Origin of the sequence: Paenibacillus piri (assembly GCF_004354045.1) — a bacterium.
Taxonomy (GTDB): Bacteria; Bacillota; Bacilli; order Paenibacillales; family NBRC-103111; genus Paenibacillus_S; species Paenibacillus_S piri.
Window position 1 is genome coordinate 20,269 of the sequence record NZ_SMRT01000016.1, and the last position, 20,863, is coordinate 41,131.

The 20,863-nt window shown below is 52.7% G+C and carries 15 protein-coding genes; 6 read left to right on the top strand and 9 right to left on the bottom strand.

The genetic code is table 11. The annotated features are described in order from the left end of the window. Positions 1-50: 50 nt before the first annotated feature. The 7 genes from E1757_RS26280 to E1757_RS26310 form a co-directional block, all read right to left on the bottom strand. Entirely contained in the window at positions 51-764 is a 714-nt protein-coding gene (locus tag E1757_RS26280; RefSeq protein WP_133233811.1) for an ABC transporter permease subunit, read from the bottom strand. Continuing rightward, on the bottom strand, positions 757-1,920 hold the full coding sequence (locus E1757_RS26285; protein WP_133233813.1) for an ABC transporter ATP-binding protein: 1,164 nt from the start codon (positions 1,918-1,920) through the stop codon (positions 757-759). Before E1757_RS26285 ends, E1757_RS26280 begins: the two co-directional genes overlap by 8 nt. A 321-nt stretch (positions 1,921-2,241) precedes the next feature. After that, positions 2,242-2,598, bottom strand: a complete 357-nt coding sequence (locus E1757_RS26290) for an STAS domain-containing protein (protein ID WP_133233815.1) — start codon at positions 2,596-2,598, stop codon at positions 2,242-2,244. Positions 2,599-2,633: 35 nt separating this feature from the next. After that, the gene (locus E1757_RS26295; protein ID WP_165972303.1) at positions 2,634-4,322 is read right to left on the bottom strand and encodes a bacterial transcriptional activator domain-containing protein; all 1,689 of its coding nucleotides are present in this window, start codon (positions 4,320-4,322) and stop codon (positions 2,634-2,636) included. Between the two features lie 204 nt (positions 4,323-4,526). Continuing rightward, positions 4,527-5,213: a tetratricopeptide repeat protein gene (locus E1757_RS26300; RefSeq protein ID WP_133233819.1), complete on the bottom strand. Its 687-nt coding sequence runs from the start codon at positions 5,211-5,213 to the stop codon at positions 4,527-4,529. 72 nt (positions 5,214-5,285) lie between these two features. Beyond that, positions 5,286-7,934 carry an S-layer homology domain-containing protein gene (locus tag E1757_RS26305; protein ID WP_133233821.1) on the bottom strand — a complete coding sequence of 883 codons (2,649 nt, stop codon included), beginning with the start codon at positions 7,932-7,934 and terminating at the stop codon, positions 5,286-5,288. Positions 7,935-8,417: 483 nt separating this feature from the next. Next, positions 8,418-10,934 carry a U32 family peptidase gene (locus E1757_RS26310; RefSeq protein WP_133233823.1) on the bottom strand — a complete coding sequence of 839 codons (2,517 nt, stop codon included), beginning with the start codon at positions 10,932-10,934 and terminating at the stop codon, positions 8,418-8,420. A 232-nt stretch (positions 10,935-11,166) separates the two neighbouring features. Between E1757_RS26310 and E1757_RS26315 the strand changes: the two genes are divergently transcribed. From E1757_RS26315 to E1757_RS26335, 5 genes are all read left to right on the top strand, one after another. Then, positions 11,167-14,517: an FG-GAP repeat domain-containing protein gene (locus E1757_RS26315; protein ID WP_246079534.1), complete on the top strand. Its 3,351-nt coding sequence runs from the start codon at positions 11,167-11,169 to the stop codon at positions 14,515-14,517. 214 nt (positions 14,518-14,731) lie between these two features. Beyond that, positions 14,732-14,983, top strand: coding sequence for an acyl carrier protein (locus E1757_RS26320; RefSeq protein WP_133233825.1), 252 nt, complete (start codon positions 14,732-14,734; stop codon positions 14,981-14,983). A gap of 6 nt (positions 14,984-14,989) precedes the next feature. Continuing rightward, positions 14,990-16,186 carry a class-II aminoacyl-tRNA synthetase family protein gene (locus tag E1757_RS26325; RefSeq protein WP_133233827.1) on the top strand — a complete coding sequence of 399 codons (1,197 nt, stop codon included), beginning with the start codon at positions 14,990-14,992 and terminating at the stop codon, positions 16,184-16,186. A gap of 162 nt (positions 16,187-16,348) precedes the next feature. Then, positions 16,349-17,269 (top strand): hypothetical protein, encoded by a 921-nt coding sequence (locus E1757_RS26330; RefSeq protein ID WP_133234096.1) that lies wholly within the window; start codon positions 16,349-16,351, stop codon positions 17,267-17,269. A 101-nt stretch (positions 17,270-17,370) separates the two neighbouring features. After that, entirely contained in the window at positions 17,371-18,522 is a 1,152-nt protein-coding gene (locus E1757_RS26335) for an MBOAT family O-acyltransferase (RefSeq protein ID WP_133233829.1), read from the top strand. 268 nt (positions 18,523-18,790) lie between these two features. Here the strand turns inward: E1757_RS26335 and E1757_RS26340 are convergent, their stop codons facing one another. Both E1757_RS26340 and E1757_RS36125 read right to left on the bottom strand, forming a co-directional pair. Beyond that, positions 18,791-19,021 (bottom strand): hypothetical protein, encoded by a 231-nt coding sequence (locus E1757_RS26340; RefSeq protein ID WP_133233831.1) that lies wholly within the window; start codon positions 19,019-19,021, stop codon positions 18,791-18,793. Beyond that, positions 19,018-19,206, bottom strand: a complete 189-nt coding sequence (locus E1757_RS36125) for a hypothetical protein (RefSeq protein WP_181956694.1) — start codon at positions 19,204-19,206, stop codon at positions 19,018-19,020. The genes E1757_RS26340 and E1757_RS36125 overlap by 4 nt, the downstream gene beginning before the upstream one ends. Positions 19,207-19,741: 535 nt before the next feature. Between E1757_RS36125 and E1757_RS26350 the strand changes: the two genes are divergently transcribed. Next, positions 19,742-20,710: a sugar phosphate isomerase/epimerase family protein gene (locus tag E1757_RS26350; RefSeq protein ID WP_133233833.1), complete on the top strand. Its 969-nt coding sequence runs from the start codon at positions 19,742-19,744 to the stop codon at positions 20,708-20,710. The last annotated feature ends 153 nt before the right edge of the window (positions 20,711-20,863 follow it).

A 20,863-nucleotide genomic window follows, 5' to 3' on the forward strand; every position in this document is an offset into this window, starting at 1 on the left:
ATGCGTAAACGGCGTTTACACCGAGAACAAGACGGTTACTTCAGCTTTCACTATCTCCAGCGCTTTCTTTCCAGCACTTGTATGCTGAGCACGATAAACACAATGATCAACGTTACATAAAACAGAACGTCCGCAAAATCCAGCACGCCTTTCTGCAAATCACTGCCGCGGCTGACGATCGAAAAGGTTCCGAGATAGTCCTTGATTTTACCGCCGACGCTGTCGCCGAGCCATTCAATCGTCCAGAACATGAGCAATATGGCGAACGCAATGATCCCTGAAACCATCTGATGGGCGGTCAGCGACGAGGCAAACAGTCCGACCGCCATCATTGCCGCACCGATCAAAAACATGCTCAGATAGGACAGCCACAGCTGCGGTTGGTCCAGACTGCCGTAACCGCTCATAATCCAGGGGTACAGCAGGCACCCAGCGACAAGAAGCAGCTGAACGGCAGCCGCCGCCAAATATTTGCCGACAATAATCTCGGTAATGCTCGCAGGCGACGTGAACAGCAGCTCGTCCGTTCCCTGGCGCAGCTCATCCGAAACGAGACGCATGGTCAGCAGCGGGATAATGAACAAAAATACGAAGGTTACCGTGCCGACGACCGGCCTTATATCGATAATATTGGGCGGGTACAGGAAATTCGCACTGAAAAAGTAACCCGATATGAGAAAAAAGAAAGCAAACGCCGCATAGGCCGTTGGCGAGTAAAAATACATTTGCAGCTCTTTTTTGCAAATCGCCCATGTTCTACGCATGCGGGCTCACCTCCTTCTGATTCGCTTCGCTGTCATCCGCATCGGTATCGGCCGAATCGGAGTGGTCCGCCGCCGAGTCGACCGGTTCGTTCGTGGTCAGCTTGAGGAAGATGTCCTCCAGACTCAAGCTTTCCTTCTTCATCGCGAGGATCGGATACCGCAGCTCCGCCATGCGGTAGAAGATCGCTTCGCGAATGTCCGCGCGATCCTGCGCGGACACGAGCACTTTCACGGTCGGCGGCTCCGCGCCGTCCGACTCCGCAGGCCGCGCCTCGGGCTCGGCCTGCGATTCCGCGCCGCCGCCGTTGGTCGGCGCGTCTGCATCCGGCTGCGGCTCGGGCGCAGCCGATGCGCTTGCTGCCGCCGCAGCTGCGGCAGCGGACTCTTCCGCCAGCGGCTTGACGCTGGCGACCTGCGGCAGGCCGCGGAGCTCGGCCAATACGGCCTCACGCGGCCCCTTTACTTCCAGCGAGACCTCGAACGTCTCGCCCATCGAATGCGCCAGCTGGTCGGGATGGCCGTCCATCACGATGCGCCCTTGGTTAATAATGAGCACGCGGTTGCACAGCGTGTTGATCTCGGGCAAAATGTGCGTGCTGAGCAGCACGGTATGATTTTCGCCCAGCTCGCGGATCAGCTGGCGAATTTCGATGATTTGCTTCGGGTCAAGACCCGAGGTCGGTTCGTCGAGCACAAGCAAATCGGGGTTGTGCAGGATCGCCTGGGCGAGGCCCATCCGCTGCTTGTAGCCTTTGGACAAGCCGCGGATCACCTGCCGCTCCCGTCCCTGCAGCCCGAGCCGTTCGATGACTTCGCCGATCCGGTTCTTCTGCTCCTTCCCCGGAATGCCGCGCAAATCGGCGATAAACTGCAAATACGCCCGCACCGACATTTCCGGGTACAGCGGAGGCGTCTCAGGCAAGTAGCCGATCTTTTGCCTTGCTTTTTTCGGATGATCCGCCATCGACAGCCCGTCGATCGTAATCGAGCCGTGAGTCGGGTTCAAATAACCGGTTATCATCCGCATCGTGGTTGTTTTTCCCGCTCCGTTCGGCCCTAAAAAACCGACGATTTCGCCGCGGTTCATGGAGAAGTCGATGCTGTGAACCCCTCTTTGGTTTTCGTACAATTTGCTAACCTGTTTTACCTCAAGCACGCCTTACAACCTCCATTCGAAACGAAATGTTCTACTCTAAGCCATGTCCAATTTGTGTGCAGCTTAACCACCAACAATATACAGGGGAAACAATAAAGCAAGATTAATCCAATCTGAAAATCAGCTTAAAATTTTGTGTCTAAATTGTGAACAAATTTCGATATGGATAAATGTCTCCTCGTTCTTAAGGATAAGCGCGTTAATCAAGGTTGTACGAAGCAACGTATGGACACTAACCCTCTCTGGACAAAAAAAAGACGCGGCCTTATGCTTTAAGCCGGTCTTCATATGCAATGCTTCTATATTTGATCTGACGTTGTCCTAAGCTTCAAGCCGCTGCAGGATTGAATATTCATCCGGATAGATCATCAAATAAGTGGTAAGGCCGAGCATTCGGAAAAGCCTTTGATATTGCTCGGTCAACCCATGAGCGAAGGATTGATAGCCGCCGTCGGCTCCCCATCTGACAATTCGCGTTAGAACGCGAATCCCCGAGCTGCTGAACGACGATACGAGCCGAAAGTCGAAAACGAGCGTCCGGCTGCTCCCGCCAAGCCCGCGTTTCCAATCGCGCAGATTCAATAACGGCTGCTCCGCTTCCATCGTCAAGCTCCCCTGCAGCTCGACGATTAAGGCAGACCCCGCTTCCCTTACGTCTTTAATTGAAAATGGATTCATACCGTGGAATACCTTTCTTTTAGTTTACTCCTGTTTTAAATGGAAAACGGTTGATCCAGCACAAGCGGCGAAGACGCCTCCTGCTCGTCGCCGACCAGCTTTTCCCATTTCCGGCGTACGCGCCGAGCCTCCTGTTTGCGTCCCCTCGCAACCAAATGCTCCATAAACTCCTGATAGCCTACCTCATCCACAGGGCTCAGTTCAATCCATCGGGCGAAAAACGCTTCCGCCTGCACGTACTGGCCCGCATCCCGGTAATAGTGCGCCAGCTTTCGCAAAACTGCCGTTTGCATCTCCAGCAGCGACTCTCTGAATGCGTCTACCCAATCAATATACCGGATTTCGGGCATGAATTCCCCGTACAATTCATAAGCACGCTCATAACAGATTACGGCTAACGCGGGACTTTTGCTCCATAGCTGATCGCCTTCATTGATCAACAGCCTGTATTGCTCCACATCCAGAGATTGAATTAACCCTTTATGGAGGCGGATGATCCCGTCTTTCACAATCACATTGGGTTCGGCCTGCAGCTCCTGTTTTAACGTCTGCTTCAATTGGTGCAGGATAACGTACAGCTGGTTATTCATTTTATCCGCATATCCTTGGCCCAAAAGAATTTCCATGATCTGTTCCTTCGGTGTCGCATAGCCCGGCTGAATGAGCAGGTAAATGAACAGCTCCAACGCTTTTTTCCGTTTCCATTTCAAGTCCTTGATTTCCGTTTCGCCACGCCGGAACGTCATCGTTCCGATACAGCAAATTTCCCATCCGTTTCCATCCTCGCCCTCGGCCGACTGCTTTTCTTTTTTCATTTGCACCCACTGCAACCAATCGGCCTGTCCCGGATGCCGCGTTAATTCCTGCCATGACATCAGTTTGTACAGCAGCGCCTCCGCAAGCTCTGACTCCCCCTGGCGTTCCGCCCGCTTATACTGCAGCTGTGCCAGCTGGAATTGGACAAACAAATCGCCTCCGTACAAAATCCGGATATGCTCCAGTTCGTCCCACTTCCCGGGGTCGGCCGCCAGACCTGCCTTCAAATCGAACTCCAGGCGCCGGACCAAACAAAGGGCCGCGTGATGATACGACATCCCGGAAGTGTCCAGCGCGTCCAGTACAGCTGTCGCCTGCTCCCATTGCTGCCGCGAGCTGCTGATCAAGGCTGAAGCCAGCTGCTGCAAAGGCCGATAGACCGGATTCACCATCGCTTTTTGTTCCGCGAAATAATACAGCCTTTCCCGCTCTCTTGCACTCATCTCCGATCCCCAATACAAGAGAAGATCCAGTCCAGTCTCTACAATCCCTTGATGATCGCCATCCTGCTTGTATTGCTCCCATGCTTGCCTGGTATACGACTCCTCCCAGCCTGTCTCATCGATCAAATAGCAGCCCCAGGCGAGAGACTGCAGCACACGTCCGCTAATTGGCGATTCTCTCCTGATCGATTCTTCTTTCAAAAATTGAAGCACCGTCTTGGCATCCTGCCATTCCGTCAGCCGCAAGTATACGACCGCTAACGGGGCCAGCGTATCCAGCAGCATGGTCTGATACGTCTGACGTGCAAATCCTTGCACAGCGGACAGCAGCACCTCCCTCGCTTCCACCAATGCCCCGCGGCGCAGCAGCTGTTCCCCGCGCAGTTTCAGCAAAAGGGGAGATCGCTGCAAGTGAAGTGCCGGGATTCGGGCAAGCTCTTCTTCACCGACGAAACCGCCAGCCATAATAGCAGATTCTATATGAAAAACGTTATATTCATCGTTAGGTTCACTCTGCGATAGAGTGACATTTGAATCCGGAGGAATCATGCGATCACCCTTTAATTAATGGATAAGTAGCTTGATGTTTACATTCGACAAAAAAGGATGGATTCCTCCAAATTTCCATTTTGGAGGAAAAAATGTTCGTTTTCATGCAGGCATTTTCGTTTATTTGGACGTTTTCAGATGTGTTTCCAATTCGGCTGTCATTTTTTCAATCTCGGTTCGTCCCGGTGCGCTCTCCGGTAGTTGCTGCAAATACAGCTTGAACTGCTGCACCGCCGCTTCGAGCTTCTGTTCTTGAACCAATGATAGCCCGATAAACCGGTACGCTTCCGCATACGCCTTGTCGCTCGTTAACGGCTGCAATATCGATACCGCCTGACCATACTCTTTCTTCACGTACAATAATTGACCCTTTTTGAAAAGGAGGTCTTTAAACGCCGGCTCCTGGCTTAATCCGGCCTCGGCGGTTTTTAAAGCGTCGTCCATTTTGTTCTGAATCATCAGTACGGCCGTCAAATTGTTGTACGCCTCGACAAGCCGCGGAGACTTTTGCACAGCCTGCTCATACTGCTTCAACGCTTCATCCATCTTGTTTTGCTGACGGGCGATATTGCCCAGGGCAAAATGATATTTACCTTCTCCCGGTTCGCTCGCTATCCCCTGCTCCAGAAGAGTCTTTGCCTGATCCGGTTTGCCGTCCTTGAATAGCTGCAGCGCTTGCTCATACTCTTGTGACTTCGCCTGCGTTCCGACGGCTTGTTTGTCCGTAAATAACGATGGATATACATACCATCCTGCGGCAATGAGCATGATTGCTATGAGGGCAAGCACCCATTTATTTTCTTTCATTTCCGGCCTCCAAGTAATACGTTGTAAAAAGAAAAAGGAGTCAACCCGAAGGTTGACTCGAATTGGTGATGATTAATTCTGTCGGACGTAGACAGTGGCTGTAACAGCTACCCCGTCAGATGCCCTTTTCAGTCCGCTAATTTGGATTTCGTAAGTAACGCCGGTAACTCTTGAGTTTGTATACTTGAGAGCCAAGTAAGTATTGTTGGTAACACCGTTGACAAAATCAATGCTTGGTTGTTCAGTCGAACCGTTAGTAGTTACCGTAACTCCACTAAGAGGCGCTTGCAGAGCATCGCTGAATCCGATGATCAGATAATCGGTTTCGTGGCCAACCGGGATAGGGAAAGCCTGCACTGCAACATTATTTGGTCCAGGATTTCCGCCGTATACCAGCCCTGTGACGCTAGCCTGTTTGGCATAAGTAACATAAGTTACAGTTGTCACAGATGGTATAACTGGTCCTTCACCAACAACTCTAACATCGAATAGCTTGTTCGTCGTTCTCTCGTTTTTCGCGATAGTCGCGATCAAATTAACATAGGTAAAGGTTCCTGCTTCCGGACGTGTTACTTCACCATCGTTGCTGATAACATCTGGATTGGAGGATTTCCAAGTAATGGTTGCTCCCGTAATCTTATCCGAAGTCGGCAAAGTCAGGTTTTTTGTAACGGACGACACGGAATCGCCTTCAGCAAAACCGATTTTAAGATTTTGTGCTGTCAAACTCAATGCATAAGTGACGATATTTTCCTTGGCTGCCTTCAGTACACCGTAGTTCGTAATATCATCATATGCTTTTGCTCCCAGCAAAATCGCATTGCTGGTCACGATATCCGCTTTAACGATCAGCGCTTCTTTTTCAGCCGTATACTCTTGGAAGTCACCAATAGCTTCAATGGCTGCAATCGCTGCTTTAACCAAATCCGCTTTTACGGAATCGTCGGCTGTTACTTTAACTCCTTCAGCCAGATCAATCTTGACAGCTCCGATCGCCGCCGCATCGCCTGCCAATTTTACATCGGCATTCAATGTAAGGCCTTGAACGTTCGAACCTTTACCAAGCGTCAATGTCGATCCTGCCGCTTCTTTAGTTACAGTAACGGATTGAATACTTCCTGCTCCACCAAATGCTACATCTGCACCCGGAGCGACAATGCTTACGGTGCCCAATGTCGTTCCTTCATTTGCAGTAACCGTTGCATTCGAACCCAGCTTCAGAGTGGAGATAGAAGTCGGTTGCGCCCCTTCTTCTTTCGGAGCTGCAATTGTAATTTTCGCGCCGGCAGCAGCTACATACACAGAACCGGTAATCGTTCCTCTCAATTCAATGTCTTTACCTGCCGCTCCAGCGCCTACGGTAATATTTCCAAGGCTGCCTGCTACGGATTCGATAATGACTTGAGACTCAACAGCCGTTTCCGTTACACTTGCACCTGTAAGGGACACAATGCGAACTTTGTTCGTTTGATTGTTAGCCGCAACTTTCAGGCTCTTGATTTTGCTTTTTAACAATTTGATCGAGTTTTCGCTACCGGAAGCAACAACAACATTAGCCGCATCAACGTTTTGCAGCGTAATCTCGCCTGTTGCACCTGGATCCAGCGTCAATGTTCCGGTAATCGTTGTTGTTGTACCGTCAGCAGGTCCAATGATACCGCTTGATTTAATTGTCAGATCGGTATAAGTACCGCCGCGGCTAATTTTCTGATCATCGGTAAGTCCGTTCTGCGAACGTTTTGAACCGCCGCCACCGCCGCCACCGCCGCCAACAGCCGTCGACACGCCTGTAACAGTGACGCCTGTGTCTTTGCCTTTGTAGCTCAGCTTGTACACTTTGTCCACCGTTTGCGAGCTCGTAGTCAATACGACTACCGTTTTGCTCTCGGCTTTCAGTTCGGCTTTCGTTACGGTCAAATCGTTGTCGAACGTGAAGTCCGCTTTGTCAACGGAAGAAATTTCTTTGTTGAATGTAACTTCTACACTTGTGTTGCTTACAGCCGATGCGGAGCTGACTGCAAGCTCAGTAACTACATTCGCAAGCTCTTTCGCTTTATCGACGAACTTGGATTTGTTCGTTTTGAATTCGTAGGCAAGGCGAGCCAGAGCTTGTCTTTCCGCACTGTCTTTAGGGCTGAACTTCAAAGAACCATCGGCGTTATCGATCCCGTTAACGAAACCGATTTTAAACGCCAACGATACATGAGCTTGCGCCCAGCTAGAAACCTGCTTCAAATCGGACAATTTCGCATCAACAGCCAGCTTGCCGGCCGCTTCCTCAAGACCCATAGCACGGATAAAGAACACAACCAGTTCTTCTCTCGTTACTTTAGCGTCAGGCGAGAATGTCGTAGCTGAAGTACCTTCGGTAATTTTGGAATCAACCAATGCACCGACATAACCTCTGTACCAGCTGTTTTTGTCTACGTCCGTAAATGCGGACGCTTTGTCTGCATTTTCTTTCAAACCTTGCGATAATACGATAATTTTAGCCAGCTCGGCACGGGTCATCGCTTTACGCGGTTGGAAAGTTCCATCCTCGTATCCGCTAATAATGCCGCTGTCGACCAATGCTTGAATTTCTTTTTGCGCGTAAGAATCGGCGATATCCTTCAATTGAACTGCGGCAGCGCCAAACGCCATAGCGGGCACCAGCATGCTGAACAGCAGCACAAAAACAAGGACCGAGCTGATTTTACTGCGGCCTTTCTTTGACAACATTGCTTCTCCTCCTTGTATTTACTTTTCAATGAACAAACAATTCCTGCGAAACAGTTCTTTCGAACTATTTTTGGTCGCAAGAATTTTTACATGCTCTATCATACAATATCGAACCTTACAAAAACCTTACAAAATACCATAATAATAGGCAAATGAGCCCATATTTTGACACAATATAACAACTTTTATATACAAATTTCAGAATTTGTTCAGATTTGTATAGGGAGAAGAAAAGCTTTTGACCGAAGCCCTTTCGACGAAGTGACATTCGTGTTTAACGAGGAAGCTTTTCTCGCAATAATCGAAAAGGCGAACCTTCGATTCAAAATTTCTTTCCGAGTATCACAAGAAAAAAGGAGTCTCCCATTTGTCATCGCATGCATGACATCCGGGAAGCCCCTTACCTGCTCATCCAACTATTCGAATTTTCAAAAATAAGCGCCGCATTCGAAGACATTCGCATGCAGAGCGTAAAACAAGCAATTATTTAACCAACTGCCCGCGCGTTACGCCGAGCTGATTAGTCGCTTTCAGCTTTTTCCATACTTGCGTCCCGCTGATTTCACCGCGCAGCGCGCGCCGGTACAACGATATAACCTCATGCACCTTGTCGGCCGATTCCTCCAAAAATTCCACCCGGAACGAACCGACGCCCAGGTCGATAAAATGGCTGACATATTCCGCGCCGGACTGATCGATCGCATTGTACACCGTGTTGCGGCAGCCTTCGTCCACCCTGACCGGATGCGACATGCCGACCCGGTCCTGCAGCGAAACGCGGTGCTCCTCACAGGGGCGGCCGCAGTTCGTATAATCGGTGCCCTCGCTCAAAAAGGTGCAGTACACGCAATGCTCCGTATGAAACATCGGCATATGCTGGTGAATGACGACCTCCAGCTTGGAGGTGTCGGTCTTGGACAGCAGATCGACCATTTGCTGAATGTTCAAATCATACGAAGGCGTTACTTGCTGCAAACCGGCATCAAGGAACAACGCCGCCGTTTTATGATTGGCCACATTGAGCGAGAAGTCGCCGATCAGCTCCGGGTGGCGATCCTGCGGATGCTCCTGGCGCTGCTTCATATAATAGTAGACGGCGCCGGTATTGCGGACAAGCACGGCGTCCGGCTGCAGGTTCGTAATGTTTTTGAAATAGCCGGTTTCTCCCGGCATATGAATGCGCGGCGTAGCAAGCGCGATCCGCTTGCCGGCCTGCTTGGCCGCTTCCACCGCGGCAGGAAATTGTTTGATGAACTCGAAGTCGGCGTAGACCATATCGGCGTCCGCCTCCAGCGCAGCGTGCACCTGCTCCAGCGTGCGGCACAGCGCCGTAAGCCGCGGTGCGCCCGCGGAAGCCACAGCTGGCTGCGCTGCAGTCAACTGCGGCGTATCCGCGTATACGTCAATGCTGCGCTTGACGTATGCCCGCGGCCGCTGGCGCTGCGCCTCCAGGAGCTCGACCGCGCGGCGGCGCATTCCGTTCAGCTCGCGCATCGGCACAATCAGCGGGCCGTCCAGCTGCACATCGAGCCGGTTCAGCTCGAAGATGGTGCCGCCCAAACGGCCGAACTGCTCCGCGAACAGCGCCTCGTCCATCGGCCGCTTCTCCGCCTGCACAAGCGGCAGCTCCGACTCGACGAGCACTGCAAAGCCCGTCAGCTCGTCGGTCCACCGGCTCGCAAGCGGCTGCCCGAGCGAGCCCGATACCCGCACGGATACGGGAAACGTACGGTACGGCTTGTCCGTCTCGAACGATTGGCGCAGCCGTTTGTCCAAATGCGGGTCGTTCGTCTTCCAGATCCGGTCCCCTACATGCAGCCGGCCCAAGTCGACATCATTGCGGCCCGGCACAATCTCAATCAAGCCGCCGGCCGCTTCACCCTCCAGCTTGGCGCCTTTGCGGCGGATGTCGTAAACACGGCCGCCTTCTTCTTTTTTCGTCGGGTCGCCCGCATCGAAGCAAATGCCGTCCCCGCGCTTCACCGGCGCCTCAAGCTCGCACACGACGCCGTCGCGCAAAATTTGCTTCACGCGCCCCAAATAGACGCCCCGGCTTTTTGGATAGGTGCCTTCAACCAGCTGCTTGTTGTTCGTCCCTTTTAAAAAGCCGTACGTAAAGCCGCGCGAAAAGCTTTGCTCCAGCTCGCGCAGCTCTTCCTTGGTCGGCTTGGCGTCGCCCTGCCCAAAATACCGGTCGATCGCGCGGCGGTATTTGCTGACCACATTGGCTACGTATTCCGGGCTTTTTAACCGGCCCTCGATTTTAAAGGAAGTCACACCCGCTTCAATCAACTCAGGCACGAGCTCAAGCGCGGCCAAATCTTTCGGAGACAGCAAATAGGCGATATCGCCCATCGGCTTCTGTACGCCGTCGACCATCAGATCATACGGCAGCCGGCAAGCCTGCGCGCATTCGCCGCGGTTCGCGGAACGCCCTCCCCACATTTCCGAGGTCAGACATTGGCCTGAATAGGAGACGCACAACGCCCCGTGCACGAATACTTCCATAGGCAGCTTCGCCTGAACGCCGATCTGCTTGATTTGTTTCAGATTATTTTCCCGGCCCAGCACCACCCGCTCGATATCGAAAGGCTTCGTAAACTCCACCGCCTCCGGCGAGGTAATGGTCATTTGCGTCGAGCCGTGAATCGGAAAATCAGGCGAAATCTCCCGAATCATCCGCACAAGTCCGAGGTCCTGCACGATGACCGCATCCACACCGGCATTGATACAGGCTTCGATCAGCTCCCGCGCTTCCCGCAGCTCTTCTTCAAATACTAATATATTAAACGTTAAAAACCCCTTCACCCCATACAGATGAAGAAAGGACATAATGTCGGGCAGCTCGTCCGTATGAAAATTGTTCGCCCTGGCTCTTGCATTAAATTTCTCCACGCCAAAAAAGACGGCATCCGCCCCGTTAGCTACAGCAGCGCGCAGACAATCCCAATCTCCGGCCGGCGCCAGCAGCTCAATATCCGATCTGTTTAACTTCGTCATGCAAATTCCTCCGAATCGTATTCCGTTAATGGTTCTTCTAGTTTACCAGAAACCCGACCTGTAAAGCCAATGAATCCGGAAAATGGAAGCCGTTCGTTCCGAGGCCTCCGACGCCTCGCGCCGGCACGGTCGCAAACCTGCCGCCAGCCCGACAAAAGTTAACAAAGGCCGACATCCGTGCTATAATGGCAGGGTAGTCCAACCAAGCTATGGTATAGATTGAGGGATTTTATTGAAGGTAACTAAAGCGCGTGTTGCGGGCGGCGTCATCGCCCTTCTGCTGATACTTGCATGTGCGTTAACTTTGTTTGATAAGAAGCTGTCCGTACGCATGCTGTACGTCACCAATGGCGCCAGCTTCGATCCGGCGGCTTACGGCCATTTGCAGCAATCGCTCGTCGCCAATCTGGAGCTGGAACGGCAGACGGCGGCAAGCCTTACGCTTCGCAAGCTGCGCGGCTATCAATCGGTCTATCTTGATCCGTCGCTTCATGGAGCGTTGACGAAAGAACAGTCCGGGCTGTTGCAAAGCTTCGTAGCCGAAGGCGGGCATTTATTTCTTGAGAACGGTCTCGCCACCGATTTCCCGCTCGAATTTATCGGGGCAAAAGCATTGGTCGACTTGACGCCCCCATCCGCGATGGCGATCAGCGGCAGCAGCGTGCCGGCCGGCTCAGCCGTATTCGCCTATCCCGATGTGGAGCTGAATCTGCAGGCATTGCAGAAGTTGTTCCGTCAGTTTACGGACAACTACATACACCATAACGGTTTGGCCGAGCTCCGGCAATATGACTGGGGCAAGGGCATCATCCCTTCGACCGCGGAGCCGATTGTGCGGCTTAACGATGCGGCTCTCGCTGCCTTGAACCGTTACGGCAAAGGCACCGTGCTGCTCGGCAGCGCGCTGCTGCCGAACCGTTATCATATTACAGGTTACGATCTGGGCAGCGGGATCCAGCCGGAGCTTGGCTTCGCCAAAGTCGCGGAAACCGCGAATCGGGCTAAAAAACCGGTTCCCGGCGCCTTGTATTTTGACCGCAGGCAGCTGCCTCTGGAGCCTTATTTCGACTTCACGTTTGCCGCGGGCAGCGCGCTGTTCCGCAGCGAATATGCCGCGTTTGTCTCCAAGGAAACGCTCGGCTACAGCGTGAAGAAGGTGCTCGGTCCTTACGGGCGGCCGGCGATGGCGCATCAGAATCACTTCGAAGCGATTGAAGCGATTCGCGACGGGGAAGGCATTCAATGGGCCGAGCTGCTGAAAAAGTACAACCAGCTTCCTTCCTTCACGCTCGTCCGTTCCTCGTTTCATTGGGGGCGTTGGCAGGAATCTGTGGCCGTCCACCTGAACGTGGGAAGCAACGAAAAACCTGCGTTTCACGGCGAAACGCCGAATTCGTTCTACTCCAGCGGCACCCGCCTCATGAGCGACGGCAAGCCGGTGCTGCTCGCACTGCACCCGGATTACCGCTCGCTCGGCGATCCGATTAACGAGCCGTACCGCGCTTATCCCGCGCTGGCCGACTTGAACGGCGACGGCCGGCCCGCGCTGCTGGTCGGGTCGGCCGACGGTTTCATCTACGCGTATCCGAACGTAGGGGCGCAGCAGGACGCTTATGCCGGGCAGCAGCTGCCCGAAGGCGTCCCCGCGCCCGATGCCTTCGGCAAGCGCGAGCCTTTGCGGCTGCAGAACGGCCAGCCGCTGCAGGTCGGCGGCTTCGCCAACGTCGCCGCCTACGATCTCGACGGCGACGGCAGGCCGGACCTCGTCCTCGGCCTCGCCGACGGCACAATCGCCGTCGCCTACGGCCAAGCCGGCGGCACGTTCACGGCGCCCGCCCCGCTGCTGGCGGGCGGCAAGCCTTTGCACGCCGAAGCGCCTGCGGCTCCGGCGGTAGGCGACGTCACCGGCGACGGCATTCCCGATCTCGTGATCGGGGATGCCGCAGGCGGTGTGACGCTGTACCGCGGCCATCGCACGGTGGGCCGCGGCGGCGCCGCAGGCGCGGGCGCCGATACCGCCGGCGCAGCGGCGGGGCCGCTTGCCTTCGACGCAGGCAGCCTGCTGTTCCGGCTGCCTGCCCCGTTCGCCGCGCCGTCGGTGCGCGACATGAACGGCGACGGCCGACCCGATCTCGTGGTCGGCAACGGCGAGGGCGACCTGCGCGTCTACTTGCAGCAGGCCGACGGTACCTGGACGCCTTACGGCGTGCTGGAAGGCGCCACGACGAACCAGCTCGGCAATAAAGCACTCGTCGGCGGGCACAATTCCGTACCGTTATGGTACGATTTGAACCATGACGGCAAAGACGATCTGATCGTCGGCCAGCTGGAATTCGGCATGCCGACGACCGTAGACGATCCGAAATTTCCATACGCCGAACAGCTCAAGGCGTTTATACAATATAATAAAGACCATCATCTGGAGCTGTTCCCGCATATTTTCGTTCACAACTTTACGAGCGACCAACAGGAAAAGGACGAAATCGAGCTTCAACGGAAAGCGTTCGACACGCTCGGTATTCCGTGGAACATGCCCGGCACCAATCAGCACACGTGGCGGATCAACAATCCGGACCGCACGCAAACGCTGCGCAACGAGCGTGATGCCGGCATTTGGTATAACTTCGGCTTCCGTCCGTCGAGCGCTCCCGACGACCCGCGTCTCGGACTTGCCTACAACTGGGGCGTGCCGTTTCTGATGACGGATCGGACCGGCCAACCGGCCAATCCGCCGATGCTGCTCGGTACGCCGGCGCCGGTATTGCGGCTCGATCCGGCGTACTCGACGGAGGATCTGTTTCAATCGTACGTCGATTTCGATTTGCCGATCGATTATTTCGAACATATCGAGTACCGCTTCCCGACTCGCGTGGGCGAGCTGCTCGAATTCGTCAAATATTTGGATCAGCTCCGCAATCAGCACGGCTACAACTTTATGACCGAGCCGCAGATGGCGCGTTCGATCCTGAATACGTTAACGACCCGGGTCGAAATTACCCGGCCTTGGATGGACGTCGTATTCGACCGTTTGAAGCGGATCGCCGGTATTCGGACCGAGCCTTCCATCCGGCTGAAGCCTGTCACGGATGCGGTGCCGCAGCAGGCGGCCGAATATAAAGGCACGCTCGGCATCTTAGTTGAACGCGGGCAAGCATATGCGAAAAGGACTCTGCTCACGAATGCCGACATTTCCGATTGGCGCAGCGAAAAGCTTTATATGGGTCTGCCGTATACGGCTCAAGTGCGCTTTTCTACGGCGTCGCCGGCCGGCTCTGCCGCCAGCTCAATCAACACGTCCACTCCCGGCAGCGCAAGCGGCGCGCCAGCCCGCATTGCTACAGCTATAGCGCCGCATTCCGGCGAACCGCAGCTGCTTCGCTCCAACGTGCCTTACAAGCTGAGCAAACAAAAAGGCAGTTGGACCCTGGAGCTTAATGCCGGAGGCATGCAGCAGATCCAGCTATGGAGCCCGATACCGCTGACGATTGAAGGCGATCAATTGCAAACCGTGCGGCAGGAGGATGCGCAGACGTATACCGTCACGCACTTCGGCGCCGCAACGAAGATTACGATTCGTTTTTAACAGCTGACGCTTTGCCGCTGGTCATAAATCGCGGAAAGGACGACGGAATCGTTCTGGAGAAGCGTAAGCGGTCGCCTTTGTCTCCGGGTTTCTACCGCTAATGGCGGTATACACTCAAGAAATCCGGGGACAACAGGAACGGAACATTGATCCCCTCGTGAAGCGGCAGCTATTCACGGACTTTTAGTAAGCACCCGATAAGGAGGAACATACTATGCAAGACCTGCTGGAGCAGCTGGAGACTCATATCCGAGCCCGTTACGAGATTGAGCCGGATGACGATGATTTTACCGTTGACGTCCATTTGTTCGATTACGGCTATATTGATTCCATCGGCGCTACCGCGCTGATCGCCCATATCGAGAAAACGTACGGCATTCAAGTGACGAACCAGGATTTGATGCTGTATTCTATGAACACCGTACGAGAAATCGCCGATTTTATCCACAAAAAGACTGTGAGGTAATGACCTATGGAATGCGTCGTATCGTTGGAAGGACTGGCCCCTAGCCAGCATGGTCAGCTTAAATACGCCTCCGCCTTCATTGACGAGCACATCCGGGACATCCGGATCGAGAATAACCATATTTATATCGAACACGAATCCGCCAAAAGCAACGCCGCGATGGAAGCGCAGGTCCGCCGGCTCATCGAGCGTTTCTCCCACGGAGATTTCGGGTTTAAAGAAAACATATTGTTCGAGCATCGGGTGAGCACCCCCTACGAAGGCGATATTATCGCCGAACTGGTTGACCGCAAGATCATTAAAGTGCTGGAGCCGGGTCTGTTTATTTTCCGCGAGCCGTTCTCGAGCCTGATGCGCTTTTTGGATTATTCATTCGTCTCGAAAATCGCCGGCCGCTTTAGCGATGTAAAGGAAGAATCGTATCCGGCCGTCATTCATTGCGACACGCTGAACAAAACGAATCATTTTACATCGTTTCCGGAGCATATTCATTTCCTGACCCATCTGCGCGAGGACCTCGACATTATCGAATCGTTCTCTCAGTCGATCCGCGATGCGGGCGGCTGGCAGCAGGATGCGCCGCTTGATCTGAACGCGAACATGCCGACGCCCAAGTTTACGATGAACCCTTCGACTTGCTATCATTGCTACGAAGGGCTGCAAAACGAGACGCTCGAAGGCGACGGCCTGATCGTTACGGCCATTTCCAAATGCCATCGTTTCGAGTCCCGCAACCATAGCGACTTCGGCCGTTTGCTGGATTTCAGCATGAGGGAAATTATTTTTGTCGGCAAGCCTGAGTTTGTCAAAGAAAACCGTCTGCGTTCGATCGAGTACATTAAAGAGCTGGCCGTGGAATGGAACGTGGACAGCTTGTTCGAAATTGCCAACGACCCGTTCTTTACAAACGATTTCCAGACAAAAGCTTCCTTCCAACGCAATCAGGAAATGAAATATGAACTGCGCTTAAATATTCCGCATATTAATAAATCGATCGCCTGCAGCTCGGTCAATTTTCACAGCAATACGTTCGGCACCGCGTTTAATATTAAAATGGGCAAACGCAACGCGGTAACGGGCTGCGTCGGTTTCGGCATCGAACGGTGGGCGTTCGCATTTCTTGCGCAGTACGGACTGGACGAGACCGTATGGCCGGCCGCTTTCCGCGAGCAGTACCACGCTTGGCAGCAGAAGCCGCTATAACCATCAAACGCAAATTCGAACATCCGAACCCTCACGGAACGGCTCCGGACTGTTGCCTCCATCAAGGGCTCATTAAGATTATCAGTCAATAAGTCCCCTAGCGGGACTTATTTCTCGGTATTCAGGTTTGAAATCTAAAAAAATGTAGGTTCCCTTATGAAACTGATCGCTATCTTACGAAAAAACAGCTTCGTACTGCTGCTGCTTGCAGCTTTTGTCCTGTCGGACCTGCTCATCTCCGCATGGAACCCGATGGTATCTTCGCGCCGCTTTTATAAAAACGACTTCACCAAGACGCTATACCATCACCAGTGGCAGGACCGCGGCCCTGTATTTTTCGGCAATTCCTCGGTTACAGGCGCTTTTATCGAGAAGGACTCCACCTCCGGGCTCGTAGAAATGGGATTGTCTTACGGCAAGCTGACCGACCTTAAAGCTATAATGGAACAACAGCGCTATCAGGTGGAAGGCCCGCTTGTCATCGGGATTGACGTCCATACGATGATCGACAGTCTGGAAACCGACCCGACTTATCCATGGTTCAAGCCTTGGTACCAGCCTTACGTATACACATACCGCGATTATTTTCGCGATTCGGGCACCGAATTGGTGCGCCAGCTGTACAAAGGCACGGTGGAGTTGAACCGCTCGCAGCTGCTCGCTTACGAGCCGCGCTGGATCGATAAGGAGCTGTATTACGGACGCAAGCCCGACGAGGAGCTCCGAAAAAAATGGGATGATTACGACCGCCGCTTCGGCTGGATGACACAATCCGACTATAAGGATAACTTGCGCGCGCTCGAATGGATACTGCAATACGCCAAGGATCGCCAACTGCCGCTCAGGATCGTCTGGATGCCGTGGAACAAAGGATATGCGCTGCCGAACTACATGAACGGCCTGAAGCAGGACGTAAACCGCCGTCTGGCGGCGTATCAGGTGCCGGTGCTGGATTTGCTGCAAACGTATGAGCCGAAATATTTTCACGATCTCGTCCATTTGAGCCGTCAAGAAGGGGCTCCGATATTTACGAAGGAGGTTGACGCATGGCTCCTTTCGCTCGCAAAATCATCGAAGTCGTGATCTATACGGCGATGCTGATCATGGTGTTGATTTATTTTACCGGAAAAGGGCTGTTTATTTACGAGGGGTTTTAGCCGATTTTTCATTAAGGGAGTATCGCTATGTGGTATTTGAATATGAACGCGGTAGTCGCGATGATTGGCATGATCGTCATCCTGGCGCTCACCCGCTGGTGGCCGCATAACAAGCGCGTCCTGCTGCTTGCGTTCAATCTTTGTTTCTTGCTGGTGTTCAGCAAGAAGCTTTTTATCTTCTATGTGATCTATACGCTGTTTAACTATTTGGGTTTTCTATTCCTTTGCCATGCCGCCTCCTGGCGCAAGGGCTGGTTCATCATCCTCATCGCGCTCAACGTCGTCGGTGTCTGCAGCCTGCGGCTGTTCGGGATGAAGGTGTTCGAGCATCCTTTATTTGACGCCGTCATCCTGCTGGGGCTCGTCTACAATGTTCTCAAGGTGATCGACGCTTATTATTTCGCCTACTTTTTCGGAAAGGAAGCGCGAACGCCGGCTCTCGATTACGCCAATTATATATTATTTATCCCGACCTTTACGTCCGGACCGATTTTGAAATTTCGCGATTTTATGGCGGATACCAAGCAGCCGTACCGGCTTAATGCAGGGCAGGTCGAGGATGCGATCAAGCGGATCATATTGGGGATGTTCAAAAAAATCGTGCTCGTTACCTGGATGACGGATCTCTTCAACCAAATGCAGCAGCAGGAGCTGCATACGCATGAGTCGTTATTTTTGATGGTTTGGTTTTATGCTCTCATCTTTTTCGACTTTTCCGGCTACTCGGATATCGCTATCGGCTTCGGCCGCCTAATGGGCTATAACATCCCGGAAAATTTCAAAAAACCGTTTCAATCGCCTACCTTGACCCAGTTTTGGCGCAATTGGCACGCCACGCTCGGCGACTGGTTCCGCGATCATATCTTTATGTTCTTCTCCCGGCAGGCTCCCAGCAAAGCGACGGCAGCCGGTTTATCCATTCTGATCATGGTGCTGATCGGGTTGTGGCATGGGTTCAGCTGGCTTTATTTTTTGTATGGCTTATATCACGGCATCGTCATGGCCCTTGAAAATTTACTCGGCAAATCAACCGTCAATAAGAAAAAGGTATCCCGGGCCTATTTCCTCTCCCGCTGCGCATTGACGCAACTGATTGTAACCGTATCCGTCATCATTTACAGCGGCAGTGAGGAAACGGTGTTTCATATTTACCGCGGACTGTTTAATTGGCCCTTTTAATCATGGGGTCTGACCATACGATGTGCAGCGCCATAGCGCACGTCGGAAAAGGTGTGCATGAATTTCTTCGGCTCGCGTTTAGTGGATAACCAGCTTCGCCGTCCTCAGAGACGAACAGCTTGTTTGCCAAGGTTGTTAAAGCAACGCCATATCATACTTACTGTAAACCAAAAGGAAGCGTTCGTGCCTGCCGGCACTATACGCCTCCTCTTTATGTTTCAGGTATGCTCCGATTCGTAAATGCTTGCTCCCGCGGCGGCTTCCCGGGCTACCCGTGCAGCGATAAATAGACCTTGCTTGAATCGCCTCCCGATTTGGCATATAAATAGACTTCCGTTCCGATGACCTCAATGCGCTCCAATTGCTCCGGATCGTACAATGGGTTGCGCCGCTCCACCCGGTTCCTCGCCTGCAGGGCGTACAGGACCCGCGGTATGATTTTATGATCGCTGGACAAGAACGTAACCGGAATTTCCTTATTTTCAAATTGGATTTTCATGCCGATGCTCCTTTCTCCGTCGACTGGGTATATTCCATATCTTGCTGCTGCTGATGCGTTACCGTGAACAACGATTCCGATCGATCGCTTAAATGGGCTTGAATGGCCGAACAAAGGATCTGATTATCGCTTGCCGAAATCGATACTTCTCCGAGATATTGATACACCTCATTGCGATCCTTCATATGAACGTGCACTTTTCCGGTACGGGTATCAATGTTGAGCGAAAGCTGACTGGATAACTCGATCAAGCAGGAGGACTTTTTAAAACAATTAGGGAAACGAAGCCACTGACCTGTAACTGTCTCAACAATCTGGGTTTCCTTATTGTGCATGCTGAGTCGTCCTCTCTTTCCAGTAATGTATGACCCATTGCAAGTAATGCCCTTCAGCAAAGATAAGATTCGGTTTCGCGGATGCACCTCTTCTCCTTAAAATGTGCTGCTCCACTATTGTAGAGGATCTTGTCTGCAAAGAAATGGGAACGGTGTCGAGACGAACTGTCGAAGACCGTTTTATTTAGTTGAAGTTTAAAATTTCATACTTGCTTCGCACAACCTTGATAAACACACTCGTTTTTAAGGACGGCGAAGTCGTTTATCCTCGGAAAGTGCGCTAAAATCTTGTCCGCATCTTGTACTTTGAGTTAGGCTTAAACAATGCTATAATTTGAGTAGTCGCGTACACGCGTACATTTACATCTTTTATCGGAGGTGTCTTATGAAGTTAGGCGTATTTTCCGTATTATTCGGGCAAAAATCGTTTGAGGAATCGCTGGATTATATTGCTTCTAAAGGCTTGGAGGCGATTGAAATCGGTACAGGCGGCTACCCTGGCAATGCGCACTGCAACCCGGAAGCGCTGCTGGCCGATGAAGGCAAATTAAAAGCTTTCAAGAAAGCCGTCGAGTCCCGCGGTCTTATGATCAGCGCCTTAAGCTGCCACGGCAACCCTCTGCATCCGCAAAAACCGATTGCCCAAGATCATCATAATGTCATTATCAAATCGTTGGAGCTGGCTGAGAAGCTCGAGGTTCCTGTTGTCAATACATTCTCCGGCTGCCCGGGCGACCATGAAGGCGCCAAATATCCGAACTGGCCTGTCGCACCTTGGCCTCCGGATTATCAGGAAATTTTGGATTGGCAGTGGGCGAACAAGGTCATCCCTTACTGGACAGAGACCGGTAAATTCGCTTCGGACCGCAATGTTAAAATTGGTTTGGAGCTGCACGGCGGATTTTCCGTACATACGCCGGCGACGCTGCTTCGTCTTCGCGAAGCGGCAGGTGACGTGATCGGCGCCAACCTGGATCCGAGCCATATGTGGTGGCAGGGAATCGATCCGGTCCAAGCGGTGCAAATTCTTGGCCGCGCCGGCGCGATCCATCATTTCCATGCGAAGGATACGTCTATCGATCCGATCAACATCAATAAACACGGCGTGACAGATATGCAATCGTATACGAATATGCTCGACCGAGCTTGGCAGTTCCGTACGGTAGGCTATGGTCACGACATGAAAATATGGGCCGACATTATTAGCGCGCTTCGTCTTGTCGGATATGACTATGTCGTAAGCATTGAGCACGAAGACGGCCTGATGTCGGTTGACGAAGGCTTCACCAAAGCGGTTGAAAACTTGCAGCAGGTGCTGATCAAGGAGCCGCTTGGCGAAATGTGGTGGGTTTAATCGCAATAGCCGGGGAGTGCATTAATACTCCCCGGCTTTTTTCCTACCTTCCTAAATTCACAGCTCGTACAGTGACTCCCGACCCGAACATCTCCCATGCTAAACAAAAAAGCCCCCGGATTCGCTATCCCGAGAGCTTCACTTCGTCTTTAC